Below are 12003 nucleotides of genomic sequence, written 5' to 3'. Positions count from 1 at the left end.
CTTACCTTTGTTGTGTGTGGTGATAAAGGGTATTGCTAGAAATAACCGCTAGAGGCGGTGGCCGGCGGGCCACCGGCCACTATCAGTTCAGCGCAAAGTTGACCGGGACGCGAACGCGACCTGCGACCTTCTTCCCGCCCGATTCCGCGGAACGGAAGCTCCACTTGCGAGCTGCTTCCATGGCGGCGCGGTCAAGGTCACGGTTACGGCTGGACTTCTCGACCGACACATTGGTGACGTTGCCATTGGCATCGACGTCAATGATCAGGATGACTTCACCCTGGATACCAGCACGGAACGCGGCCGGCGGGTAACGCGGGGGGTTCATGTTCTTCGACGAGATGTCGACGCTTGCCTCAATGGTGCTCGGCGGCTGCGGCGGCGACGGCGGCGAAGGCGGCGTGACGATGTCGGTCGGACGCGGGTCCGGGATATCGACCACAGGAGCCTGCGGCGGCGGCGGAACCGGGGACGGCTTCGGCGGCGACAGGTTCTTGACCGGCGGCGGCGGAGTGTCATCCGGCGGCGGCGGCGGCGGCGGCGGTGGGGGCGGCGGCGGAGCGTCGACCAGGGTCACCATGATGTTGCGTTCTTTCTCCGCGACGGCCTTGGGAGCCACAGCAGGGATCAGAAGCATCATGAAGGCGGCGAGATGCAGTGCGATTACAAAAGCGATACCCACGATACGCGGCCAGGAGAGGCCGGTGTCATCGCGTTGTTCGTACCTGTGAACGACTAGTTGTTCCGTCATGCGCCAAGAGCTCATTAGTGGGGCCGGGATACCCGGGGACAGGTAGCCCATGATCAGCGGTGCATGACACCGCAGGAACCTCCAAGCTTATACCAATCCTGAGCGCCTGCGCATCACTTGTGCAGGCATTCAGGCGTTATTCCTACTTACTTCAGGTTGATGATTTTCTTGGCATCCGCCTGGTTCTTCACACCCTTCGCCAGCGCTTGCTGGGCGGCCTGCTTGGCCTCCGGAATGCGACCTTCCGAATGCAGCACGCGTGCCAGATTCAGGTAGGTCTCGCCATCCTTGGAAAGCGGGGCAGCCTTCTGCCACGCCTCGATCGCCTTGTCCGCCTGCTGCGGCTCGGAGTAGTAGTACGCTTGGGCCAGTGCCAGGTATACCTGATAATCCGGCTTCAGGATGTTTTTCTGCAGGCCATCATTGATAACGGCAATGACGTCCTTTTCTTTGTTCTCGCTGTTGGCGTAGATCGAGTACAGCTGCTTGTACTCGCGCTCGTCGGTCAGCTGGCCGGCTGCGTACAGCTTGGCCATGACCGCGCCGGCCTTGTCCATCTGGTCGGCCTGCATGTACATGCTGGCCAGGTTCAGCTGGGCCTTCTTGTCGTTCGGGTTCTTGGCAGCCAGCGTTTCAGCCTGCTTGACCGCTTCGCCGGTCTGGCCGGCTTCGGCCATGGCGGCCATCAGCAACTGGTTCCAGTTGTCCTTCGGCTCGGGCGAGCCGGCGATGGCCTGCTGCAGCACCGGGATGGCCTCGGCATAGCGCTCGGCCTGGTACAGCGCCTGGCCCTTGGCGATCAGCTCTTCGGGCTTGTTCGACTTGGTCTCGGCGAAGTACTTGTCCAGGGTCGCCAGGCCTTCGTTGATCTGGTCGTCCTGCAGCTGCAGCTGACCCAGCATCAGCATCGACTGGTAATGGCCGTTGTTGTCCAGGCCGCCGAGCTGCAGCACCTGCTCGAGGTACTTCTTGGCCGAGGCGACGTCGTCCAGCTGGTAGGCCGCCTGCGAGGCGAGCTGCGCGGCGAGCGACTTGTCGTAGGTGTTGGCGGCGGGATTGGCCAGGATTTCGTCGGCCTGCGCGCGCGTCTCCGGGAACTTCTGGTCGTTGTAGCTGTCAATCATTTTCTGCAGCTTCGGGCCGACCTTGGCCGAGGACTTCTGCTCCGGCTCCTGGCGGGTCGCGTTCGGGTAGAGCACTTCGGCCTTGGCCTGCTTCTTCCCACCACGCGCGCCACGCTCCGACGAGCGGGCCTGGGCGAAGGCATCGGTGATCATGGCGCCACTTACAGCGGTCGCGATGAGGACGGAAAGGACGGCTTGCTTGTGGTTGCTGAAAATCATCTTTCACCTCGATCGAACCGCCGCAGCGGCATCAAAACGGACTGTCAGAAAAATCTGAGCCGCCAAACGTATCAGAAACTGATGGCGTGAGAAATCGTTTCCGATGCTGCAATACAGCATCTTTTGGTCGCATACGGGCGCGTCAGCCACACTTCGGACGACGCCCGTCCGCCTGGGCTTGTTGGTATACACCACTCAGGGAGGGCGCGTCTCGCTGCAATTCCCGGATGCGGTTGGCCGGATCGGGGTGGGTGGACAGCCACTGCGGTGACCGGCCGCCGCTGGCAGCCATCATGTTCTGCCACAGATCGACCGCCTGGGCCGGGTTGAAACCGGCCTCGGCCATCAGGCGCTGGCCGACGATATCGGCCTCGCTTTCCTGGGTCCGCGAGCCTGGCAGGAGGAAGGCCGCCTGGGCACCGGCGCCGCCGAGCTGGCTGACGGTATTGGCCGCGCCCTCGCCGTAGGCCGCGCCTGCCAGCGCGCCGAGGACCGACAGCCCGGTCTGCGCACCCATCTGGCGGGTGATGCGTTCTTCGTGGTGGCGGGAGATCACGTGCCCGATCTCGTGGCCGATGACGGCGGCCAGCTGATCCTGGTTCTTGGCGACGGTGAAGATGCCGGTATTGACCCCGACCTTGCCGCCGGGCAAAGCGAACGCGTTGGGTTCCTTGTCGACCATCAGAGCCGTCTCCCACCGTACGCCACGGTACTGTGCGGGAAGCTGAGCGACCAGCGCATTCACCACGCACTGGACGTAGGCGTTCTGCTTCGGGTCGGTGCTCAACGTACCTTTGGACTTGGTCTCGGTAAACGCCTGCGCGCCCAGCTGGTCCAGCTCGGCCTGCGATACCCCGCCCACCATCTGGCGGCGGCCGGTGGGTGAGGTGGTGGTGGCGCACGCGCTCACCAGCATGGCGATGGCAATTCCCAACAGCACTGGTTTCATGTGCGATCCCCCGTGTTCATATGCGCAGTGTGGAACGTGGCGACGTAAATTTTCGTCAAGCCGCATGGTCGTTATTGGATGCCCAGGAACATCAGGGCGGCCAGGGCAATGCCGTTGTTCAACGCATGCGCGGCGATCGGCGCCCACAAGGTGCCGGTGCGCTGGTAGAGCCAGGCGAAGGCGGCGCCCATGCCGCCATAGACCAGCCACAGCTGGGCGATTTCCCATGGGCCGTTGGCGCTGGTACCGGGAATTTCATGCACCAGGGCGAAGGCCAGGCTGCTCAGCAACATGCCCAGCAGCGGCCGGCCGGCCTGCCACAGGCGACCGAACAGCACCCGGCGGAACAGCAGTTCCTCATAGGCCGGAGCAAGCACCACGGCAAACAGCGCCAGGAACCAGGGGAAGCGCGTCATCGCCTGTTCCATCAGCGCCAGGTTGGTCGGCACCGGCTCGATACCGCCCTGTTTGGCCAGCCACGCGATCAGATTGCTGCCGACGATCACCCCGGTGGCGACCAGCAGTGTCCACCCCCAGGTGGAAGGGCGACGGGCGGCCTGGAACGACAGCGCCCGTTCGGCGGGCGTGGCCCGACGACGGAAGAAATACAGCACCAGTGCCGCGCCACCGGTGGCGACCAGCGCCATCAGGATCTGGGCGAGGGCACCGGGTTGTCCGAGCTGCTGGGCAAGACCTGCGACGGCGGACGCATCCGCACCGTCGCGCGCCGCCTGGTAACCGACGATCGCACCGCGGTAGAGCCCCCAGGCCAAACCGCTGATCAGACTGAGCGAGAGCAGCACCGCCACGCCGATGCCCAGATCGATGAAGAACCCTGCAAGCGGAGAACCCGGCCTGCGCGGTGATGGTGGAACAGCGGGAGGCAGCGGAGGCGTCATGGACGCCGGGGGGGTAACGGACATCGGATTCCTGGCATCGGGGGGCGATGGCCGGCCAGGGTCGCCCCCGGCCGGCCTTGCCCCGATTGTGTCAGATATCCAGGTTGGCGACCTTCAGCGCATTGTCTTCGATGAAGTCGCGGCGCGGTTCGACCACGTCGCCCATCAGCGTGCTGAAGATCTGGTCGGCGGCCACGGCATCCTCGATCCGCACCTGGAGCAGGCGGCGGGTGTCAGGATTGACCGTGGTGTCCCAGAGCTGCTCGGGATTCATTTCACCCAGACCCTTGAATCGCTGGATCTGGCGGCCCTTCTTGGCTTCATCCAGCAGCCAGTTGCGCGCCTCGGCGAAGCTGCCGACCTCGGCCGATTTGGCACCGCGGCTGATCTTCGCACCGGCACGGACCAGGCCGTGGAGGAGCAGGGAGGACTGGTGCAGGGCACGCAGTTCGCCGGTCTCGAATGCGGCCAGCGGCAGCACCTGGATCAGCTGTTCGCCCATGTGGCGACGCGTGACCAGCACGGCTGCCGGACGTTCGTCGGTGGGTTCCTGCAGTTCCAGCGTATAGCGCGGCGAACCGAGGCTGCCCTGGTTGAGGCGGGTGGCCAGCGCGGCCAGGCCCTCGTCTGCGCCGGCCTTGCGCAGGTGTTCCAGATCCATCGGCGTGAAATCGATCAGCGCTTCCAGCACCTGGCGGTCATAACGATGGCTGTTGCGCGCGATGGTTTCCTGCGCCGAGGCGTAGGAAAGCAGCAGCTTCTCCAGCGCCACGCCTTCGATGCCGGGCTCGCTCTCGGCCGGGATCAACGAGGCATTTTCCACCGCGCTGCTGGCCAGGTACGCATCCAGCGCCGGGTCATCCTTCAGGTAGAGCTCCTGCTTGCCCTGCTTGATCTTGTACAGCGGCGGCAGGCCGATGTAGATGTGGCCACGCTCGATCAGCTCCGGCATCTGACGGTAGAAGAAGGTCAACAGCAGCGTACGGATGTGCGCGCCGTCGACGTCGGCGTCGGTCATGATGATGATGCGGTGGTAGCGCAGCTTGTCCGGGTTGTACTCGTCCCGGCCGATGCCGGTGCCCAGCGCGGTGATCAGCGTACCGACCTGGTCCGAGGCGAGCATGCGGTCGAAGCGGGCACGTTCCACGTTGAGGATCTTGCCGCGCAGCGGCAGCACGGCCTGGTTCTTGCGGTTGCGGCCCTGCTTGGCCGAGCCACCTGCCGAGTCACCCTCGACGATGAACAATTCGGACAGCGCCGGATCTTTTTCCTGGCAGTCGGCCAGCTTGCCCGGCAGGCCGGCGATATCCAGCGCGCCCTTGCGGCGGGTCAGATCGCGCGCCTTGCGGGCCGCTTCACGTGCACGCGCCGCGTCCACGATCTTGCCGGCGATCGCCTTGGCTTCGTTGGGGTTTTCCTGCAGGAATTCTTCCAGGCGCGCACCGAAGGCACTTTCCACCGCCGGGCGCACGTCCGAGCTGACCAGCTTTTCCTTGGTCTGGCTGGAGAAGCTCGGGTCGGGCACCTTCACCGACAGCACCGCGATCATGCCTTCGCGCATGTCATCGCCGGTCAGGTTGATCTTGGCCTGCTTGGCGATGCCGTTCTGCTCGATGTAATTGTTGAGCACACGGGTCAGCGCACCACGGAAACCGGCGAGGTGGGTACCGCCATCCTTCTGCGGGATGTTGTTGGTGAAGCAGTACATCGTTTCCTGGTAGGAATCGGTCCACTGCAGCGCCACGTCCACGACGATCCCGTTGGACTCACCGGTGACGGAGATCACGTTCGGGTGCAGCGGCGTCTTCAACTGCGCCAGATGCTCCACGAAGCTGCGGATGCCGCCTTCGTAATGGAAGTCGTCGCGCCGGCCGTCGCCGCGCTCGTCCACCAGCACGATCTTGACGCCGGAATTAAGGAAAGACAGCTCACGCAGGCGGCGGGCCAGGATGTCGTAGTGGAACTCGACGTTGTCGTGGAACGCCTTCACCGACGGCCAGAAGCGCAGGGTGGTACCGCGCTTGGTGCTGGCTTCAACCTGCTTGAGCGAGTTGACCGCAGCACCGTCAGCGAATTCCTGCTGGTAGTGGAAGCCGCCCTGGTAGATATCCAGCAGCAACTTCTGCGAGAGCGCATTGACCACGCTGACGCCCACGCCGTGGAGGCCGCCAGACACCTTGTAGCTGTTGTCATCGAACTTGCCACCGGCGTGCAGGACCGTCATCACGACTTCGGCGGCGGAGACTTCGCGATCGAGCTTCTTGCTCATCTGCTCGTGCTTGCCGGTCGGGATGCCGCGCCCGTTGTCCGACACCGAGACCGAACCGTCTGCGTGGATCATCACCGACACATGGTCGGCGTGGCCGGCCAAGGCTTCGTCGATGGAGTTGTCGACGACCTCGAACACCATGTGGTGCAGACCGGTGCCGTCATGGACGTCGCCGATGTACATACCAGGACGCTTGCGGACAGCCTCGAGGCCTTCCAGGGCGGTGATGCTGTTGGCGTCGTAGTTGCCGCTGTTTGCGGGGATGTTCTGTTCTTCAGTCATTGCGCTTGCCGTAGGCTCCGCAGGTCGGTCCGCCGCGGTGAGGCGGGGCGCCGAGTAATAAGGGGTTGCAACAGCAATTATACCAGCCGGGCACAGTGGCCCCTGGGGGACCACTATGGCACAGGCTGGACCTGTCCATGTTCCACGTGGAACCGCGTGATATCTGTCGCGTCGATCAGTGCCGCCGGAACTTCAGTGGCGGTGATGAAGATCTGCGCCGGGCCGGCCTTCAAGCGCTCCAGCACCCGTGCCTGGTGGTGCCGATCCAGCTCCGAAGACAGGTCGTCCAATGCGATGACCGGCCATTCGCCGCGCTGCTCAGCGTAGTCTTCGGCCTGTGCCAGCAGGCAGGTGAGGGCCGTCAGTTTCGCCTGCCCCCGCGAGAGTGCATCCCGGCCGGGAATGGTCTCGAATCCGACGCTCCAGTCGGCCCGGTGTGGACCGACCGAGGTATAGCCGGCCATCCGGTCACGTTCCCGGGCCAGAAGCAGGGCATCGGAGAGTGAAACCTCCTGCTTGCGCCACCCTGGGCTCAAGCTCAGCGACTGGATGCCCAGATTGGGGGCCAGGACGGCGGCCAGTTCCACGGTGCGTTCCTGCAACCGCTCCAGGTAGTGCTGCCGACGGGTGGTCAGCGGTTCGCCGGCTTCGGCGAGCTCTCGATCCCAGGCATCCAGGGCGTGCGCATGGCCGCCCTGCTTGAGCAGGGCGTTGCGCTGCTTGAGGGCTCGCGAGTACCGCCGCCACAGCCCCATGAAGTCTGGTTCCACGTGGAACAACCCCCAATCGAGGAACCGCCGACGAGGCTCTCCGCCGCCACTGACCAGCGCGTGGCTACCAGGCTCGAAGGTCACCACCGCCAGCGCCGCGCAGAGGGTGCCGAGCTGGGCGACATCCTCGCCGTCCAGTCGGCCTTTCCATTCCTGCCCACTGTGGCGGAGCCCGGCCTTGCGCCGCGTCGGGGTTTCGGCGCCTTCGCGCTGCTCATCCCATTCGACAAAGACATCCAGCGCCTCCCGGCCCTGGCGCACCAGCCCATCCCGTACCCGGCCACGGAAACTGCGCCCGTACGCCATGACATGCAGCGCCTCCAGGACACTGGTCTTTCCGGCGCCATTGTCGCCGGTGATCAGATTGATGCCCGGTTTCGGCGCGAGTTCGACGGTATCGAAGCGGCGAACCTGATGCAGGGAGAGACGGCGGATATGCATGCGGAAGATCGACGCCGCGCCGGGCGGCAGAGGGGTAGCGGGGAATCGATCAGCTTACTGCATTGCCCTGGTTCCACGTGGTGCAAGCAGCCCTGGAAGTGCGCCGCCGTACAGTCCCCGGCGTTTCACCCACCCGCGTTAGGAAGTGCCGGGCGCCGGCGGACGATGGCGAACCCCACTGCCCGATGTGGAGCAGGGCAGTGCAAGGCGGACGAGGCGGCGTAGGGGACTCACTCAGGCGTGCCGTGCCACGTGGAACATGCCCGTCGACCTCCACCCGGAGGCTCAAGAACGCGCTCAATTTCTTTAATTCTGAGGCTCGTCCAGGCCCATGGTGCTGCAGATTTCAAGAAATCCGCGGCATTTTCCAGGGCGCCCAGCAGCCCGATCAGTACGTCCGAGCTGGATTGTTTGAATTCTGCGCGCGTCGCCGAAGCGCACCCCGTCAGAAATGAACGACGCTCGCGCAGACCCAAACGAGACTGTCCACATCCCTCATGTATGAGTTATGCACAACCTAAGGGCAATCTGTGGATAAAAAGAAGCCCTGAAACAGGCTTTAAAGATATCCACAGGATCACCCCCAGGCTCAGGCCCTGTTTTACCGGGGGTTTCGAGGCCCTAATTCCCTTTGTAACCAACCACTTAACCTACTTTTCAACCAAATCTGGCCCTACCACCACCACCTAGCTTTAGATTTATATACAGTTTTTAAAAGCATAGAGCTGTGATTCAGCGGCAGAAAAGCCGCTCGTCGCGGCGCTCCAGATCGGGAGAGAAATCTGTCCTGGTTCGCAGTGGCGGGTTAACAGGCTTCGCGAGATTGGCGGCGGGCAGGCGCTACCGAGCCACTTTTGCACCTGAGTGCGATAACGATCACCCAATCGCAAGATCGCCACTGGTTGGGAGCGCAGCGGGGATGCGAATCGCGTGTACTGGTGGCGAGCTTGGTCCACGTGGCCGGTAACCATGGACATCGGCGTTCACTGCCTACCCATGCAGCAGGCCTGCGTTTGCGGATACCCGGTCAGACAAGCAGGCTGGCGGGCGGGCAGACGAACCAAGCATCTCCAAAGGTTCAATGCTACGACGATGCTCCACGTGGAACATCGCTTCTTGAGCCCAAAAAGAAACCCGGCAGTGCCGGGCTTCTCAAACAACTCGGTTCCACGTGGAACCAGCGCGCCAGGTCAGAGACGCAGCGGCATCACCACATGACGCGACTTCTCGCTGCTGGCCTCGCGGACCAGGGCAGAGGAGTTCGAATCACGCAGCTGGATCACGACGTGCTCGTCGCGCAGTGCCGACAGGGCATCCAGCAGGTAGTTCACGTTGAAGCCGATGGCCAGGTCGCTGACCGTGGTATCGGCCTCGATCTCTTCCTGGGCTTCTTCCTGCTCCGGGTTGTGCGCGCTGATTTTCAGGTTGCCCGGCGAGACTTCCACGCGGATACCGCGGTACTTCTCGTTGGACAGAATCGCAGCACGCTGCAGCGAGGCACGCAGGGCTTCGCGATCGACCTTCACTTCGCGATCGGCACCGATCGGGATGACGGCCTCGTAATCCGGGAAGCGACCGTCGATCAGCTTGGAGGTGAAGGTCACATCGTCGCGCTTGACGCGCACGTGGCTGCGGCCGACTTCCAGCTCGATTTCGCGATCACCGCTTTCCAGCAGGCGCTGCAGCTCGGTCACGCCCTTGCGCGGCACGATGATCTGACGCTTGGCACCGCTGGCCTTTTCCAGCTCGGTTTCGCACAGCGCCAGGCGGTGACCATCGGTCGCCACGGTACGCAGGGCATCGCCACGCAGGTCGAACAACAGGCCGTTGAGGTAGTAGCGCACGTCCTGCTGGGCCATCGCGAACGCGGTGCGTTCGATCAGTTCCTTCAGGGTCGCTTCGCCGATGGCCACGCGCTCGGTGGCTTCGACTTCGTCGACAGACGGGAAGTCGTTGGCGGGCAACGTTGCCAGGGTGAAGCGGCTGCGCCCGGCCTGCACGGTGATCTTGTCACCGGTCTGCGAGACGGTGATCCGGCTGCCGTCGGGCAGGGCACGGATGATCTCGAACAGCTTGCGGGCGGGGATGGTGGTCTCGCCGTCCTGGGCATCTTCCACCGCGATCCGCGACACCATTTCCACTTCCAGGTCCGTGCCGGTCAGCGACAGCTGTCCGTTCTGGACCTGAACCAGGAAATTAGCCAGAACCGGCAGGGTCTGGCGGCGTTCGACCACGTTGACGACTTGTGCCAACGGCTTGAGAAAGGCTTCGCGCTGCAGTGTGAAACGCATGTGGTTCCGTGCCCCTATGCTTTAAAAAAATGTGGAATAAATCAAAAGCTTGGTGGTGCTGGTAGGGCCAGAATCGCGGGAAAACACGACTAAGCCTTTGTAAACAAAAGGTTTTTTGACCTCGAAACCCTCTGCATTACTAGCCCCCAAGGGGTGGGGAAAGGTGTGGATAACTTTACCGCCGAATCGAGCGGCTTTTTTATCCACAACCTGTACCTCGCTTACTACCGGATTCTGCACCGTTTTATGCGATGACGCCTTAGCGGCGTACATGCATCATTCGCTCAACTTCCGGATCAGCTTGTCCCAGTCTTCCCGCAACTTGCCGTCGGCTTCCATCAACGTCCGGATCTGCCGGCAGGCATGCAGCACCGTGGTGTGGTCCCGGCCGGCAAAGGCGTCGCCGATTTCCGGCAGGCTGTGCTCGGTCAGTTCCTTGGTCAGGGCCATGGCGACCTGACGGGGACGGGCCAGCGAGCGGGTCCGACGCTTGGAGAGCAGATCCTTGATCTGCAGCCCGTAGTAGTCGGCCACGGTTTTCTGGATGTTGGGAATGCTGATCGCCTGCTGCTGGGCGCGAAGCAGGTCGCGCAGGGTTTCCTGGGCGAAATCAGTGGTGATCGCACGGCCGGTGAAATTGGCGCGTGCGGCCAGGGTATTCAACGCACCTTCGAGGTCGCGGACATTGGAGCGCATCTTCTTGGCAATCAGAAACGCCACATCGTCGGGGATATCGGTGCCACGCTCGCGGGCCTTGGCCAGCACGATCGCTGCACGCGTCTCGAAGTCCGGCGGCTCGATCGCCACCGACAGGCCCCAGGCCAGTCGCGACTTCAGCCGTGCTTCCAGGCCTTCGACTTCGCGCGGGTACCGGTCGCAGGTCAGGATGATCTGCTGCTTGCCGTCGAACAGGGCGTTGAACGTATGGAAGAACTCTTCCTGGGTACGGTCCTTGCCGGCGAAGAACTGGATGTCATCGATCAGCAGCGCGTCCACCTGCTGGAACTGGCGCTTGAACTGGTCCATGGTTTTTTCCTGCAGCGCACGGATCATCGCGCTGAAGAACTGTTCCGAACGCAGGTACAGCACCTTGGCCGCCGGGTTGGCCTGACGCATCGCATTGCCTGCCGCGAACATCAGGTGGGTCTTGCCCAGGCCGGTTCCGCCGTACAGCAGCAACGGGTTGTGGGCCCGGTCGCCCGGCTTCTGCGCCGCCTGGAACGCCGCGGCCAGGCCCAGCTGGTTGCTGCGGCCCTCCACGAAGTTGGCGAAGGTGTAGTGCGAATCCATGTTGCCGGCGAACGGCACCAGGGGCTCGGCCGGTGCCGCCGGTGCGGACAGGCCCGGAATCGGCGCGATCTGCGCCTCCACCGGGCGCGGACGCGAGCCGATTTCAAGAAAAACGTCGCCGAAACCGGCGAAGTGCGCCAGCAGTTCCTTGATGCGCGGCAGATACAGCTCGCGCACCTGGTCGACGATGAAGGCGTTCGGCGCATAAAGCACCAGGCTGTCCGCGCGCAGATCTGCCTGCAGCGGCTTCAACCAGGTGTGAACATCCTCGGGCGGAAACTCTGCTTCGAGGCGTTCGAGGGAACGAGACCAGGCATCCATCGGCAATAATCGTCTGGGGCCAGCGGATAGGCGAACAAAAGCGCCGCACCGCAGGCCGGAAGGGGGGAAGAATGGATGGCGCAGACTACCACCGACGAGGGGGGCCGGGAATGGTTGTCCCAAAGTTATTCACAAAACGATCCACAGCTATTGCACAGCCCGGTGAATTCCCGTAGTGACAGACACTTGACGGGACCTCGATGAGGTCTATAGAATTTCCGGTTCTTTCCGTCCCCTTCATATAGAGGCCCGCATGGCCACCAAGCGCACTTTCCAACCCAGCAACCTCAAGCGTAAGCGCGACCATGGCTTCCGTGCCCGTATGAAGACCGCTGACGGCCGCAAGATCCTGTCGCGTCGCCGCGCCAAGGGCCGTAAAGTCCTGAGCGCTTGATTG

Annotated in this window: 10 protein-coding genes; 1 reads left to right on the top strand and 9 read right to left on the bottom strand. The window is 63.3% G+C overall.

The annotated features are described in order from the left end of the window. Positions 1-82 precede the first annotated feature (82 nt). The 9 genes from HMPREF3113_RS16910 to dnaA form a co-directional block, all read right to left on the bottom strand. Positions 83-640 carry an energy transducer TonB gene (locus HMPREF3113_RS16910; RefSeq protein WP_026069914.1) on the bottom strand — a complete coding sequence of 186 codons (558 nt, stop codon included), beginning with the start codon at positions 638-640 and terminating at the stop codon, positions 83-85. A 257-nt stretch (positions 641-897) separates the two neighbouring features. Next, positions 898-2094, bottom strand: coding sequence for a tetratricopeptide repeat protein (locus HMPREF3113_RS16905; RefSeq protein WP_019184053.1), 1197 nt, complete (start codon positions 2092-2094; stop codon positions 898-900). Between the two features lie 142 nt (positions 2095-2236). Then, entirely contained in the window at positions 2237-3043 is an 807-nt protein-coding gene (locus HMPREF3113_RS16900) for a M48 family metallopeptidase (RefSeq protein WP_070474186.1), read from the bottom strand. 71 nt (positions 3044-3114) lie between these two features. Further along, positions 3115-3966 (bottom strand): CPBP family intramembrane glutamic endopeptidase, encoded by an 852-nt coding sequence (locus HMPREF3113_RS16895; protein WP_019184051.1) that lies wholly within the window; start codon positions 3964-3966, stop codon positions 3115-3117. A 67-nt stretch (positions 3967-4033) separates the two neighbouring features. Continuing rightward, the gene (gene gyrB / locus HMPREF3113_RS16890; protein WP_070426277.1) at positions 4034-6493 is read right to left on the bottom strand and encodes a DNA topoisomerase (ATP-hydrolyzing) subunit B; all 2460 of its coding nucleotides are present in this window, start codon (positions 6491-6493) and stop codon (positions 4034-4036) included. A gap of 113 nt (positions 6494-6606) precedes the next feature. Further along, entirely contained in the window at positions 6607-7704 is a 1098-nt protein-coding gene (gene recF, locus HMPREF3113_RS16885) for a DNA replication/repair protein RecF (protein ID WP_070474184.1), read from the bottom strand. Between the two features lie 1190 nt (positions 7705-8894). Continuing rightward, positions 8895-9995 (bottom strand): DNA polymerase III subunit beta, encoded by a 1101-nt coding sequence (dnaN, locus tag HMPREF3113_RS16880; RefSeq protein ID WP_019184048.1) that lies wholly within the window; start codon positions 9993-9995, stop codon positions 8895-8897. 21 nt (positions 9996-10016) lie between these two features. Beyond that, positions 10017-10268 (bottom strand): hypothetical protein, encoded by a 252-nt coding sequence (locus HMPREF3113_RS18680; protein ID WP_139146398.1) that lies wholly within the window; start codon positions 10266-10268, stop codon positions 10017-10019. A 3-nt stretch (positions 10269-10271) separates the two neighbouring features. After that, positions 10272-11606, bottom strand: a complete 1335-nt coding sequence (gene dnaA / locus HMPREF3113_RS16875) for a chromosomal replication initiator protein DnaA (protein WP_046272260.1) — start codon at positions 11604-11606, stop codon at positions 10272-10274. A gap of 253 nt (positions 11607-11859) precedes the next feature. Between dnaA and rpmH the strand changes: the two genes are divergently transcribed. Next, positions 11860-12000 carry a 50S ribosomal protein L34 gene (rpmH, locus tag HMPREF3113_RS16870; RefSeq protein WP_006404565.1) on the top strand — a complete coding sequence of 47 codons (141 nt, stop codon included), beginning with the start codon at positions 11860-11862 and terminating at the stop codon, positions 11998-12000. The last annotated feature ends 3 nt before the right edge of the window (positions 12001-12003 follow it).

This window comes from Stenotrophomonas sp. HMSC10F06, from assembly GCF_001807865.1.
GTDB lineage: Bacteria > Pseudomonadota > Gammaproteobacteria > Xanthomonadales > Xanthomonadaceae > Stenotrophomonas > Stenotrophomonas bentonitica_A.
Note: the sequence above shows the minus strand (reverse complement) of the source record. Positions and strands in the feature narration are given on the sequence as shown.

Coding starts and splice junctions, on each gene's coding strand:
- HMPREF3113_RS16910 (WP_026069914.1), bottom strand. CDS start 640: ATGATGCTTCTGATCCCTGCTGTGGCTCCCAAGGCCGTCGCGGAGAAA.
- HMPREF3113_RS16905 (WP_019184053.1), bottom strand. CDS start 2,094: ATGATTTTCAGCAACCACAAGCAAGCCGTCCTTTCCGTCCTCATCGCG.
- HMPREF3113_RS16900 (WP_070474186.1), bottom strand. CDS start 3,043: ATGAAACCAGTGCTGTTGGGAATTGCCATCGCCATGCTGGTGAGCGCG.
- HMPREF3113_RS16895 (WP_019184051.1), bottom strand. CDS start 3,966: ATGTCCGTTACCCCCCCGGCGTCCATGACGCCTCCGCTGCCTCCCGCT.
- gyrB (WP_070426277.1), bottom strand. CDS start 6,493: ATGACTGAAGAACAGAACATCCCCGCAAACAGCGGCAACTACGACGCC.
- recF (WP_070474184.1), bottom strand. CDS start 7,704: ATGCATATCCGCCGTCTCTCCCTGCATCAGGTTCGCCGCTTCGATACC.
- dnaN (WP_019184048.1), bottom strand. CDS start 9,995: ATGCGTTTCACACTGCAGCGCGAAGCCTTTCTCAAGCCGTTGGCACAA.
- HMPREF3113_RS18680 (WP_139146398.1), bottom strand. CDS start 10,268: ATGTACGCCGCTAAGGCGTCATCGCATAAAACGGTGCAGAATCCGGTA.
- dnaA (WP_046272260.1), bottom strand. CDS start 11,606: ATGGATGCCTGGTCTCGTTCCCTCGAACGCCTCGAAGCAGAGTTTCCG.
- rpmH (WP_006404565.1), top strand. CDS start 11,860: ATGGCCACCAAGCGCACTTTCCAACCCAGCAACCTCAAGCGTAAGCGC.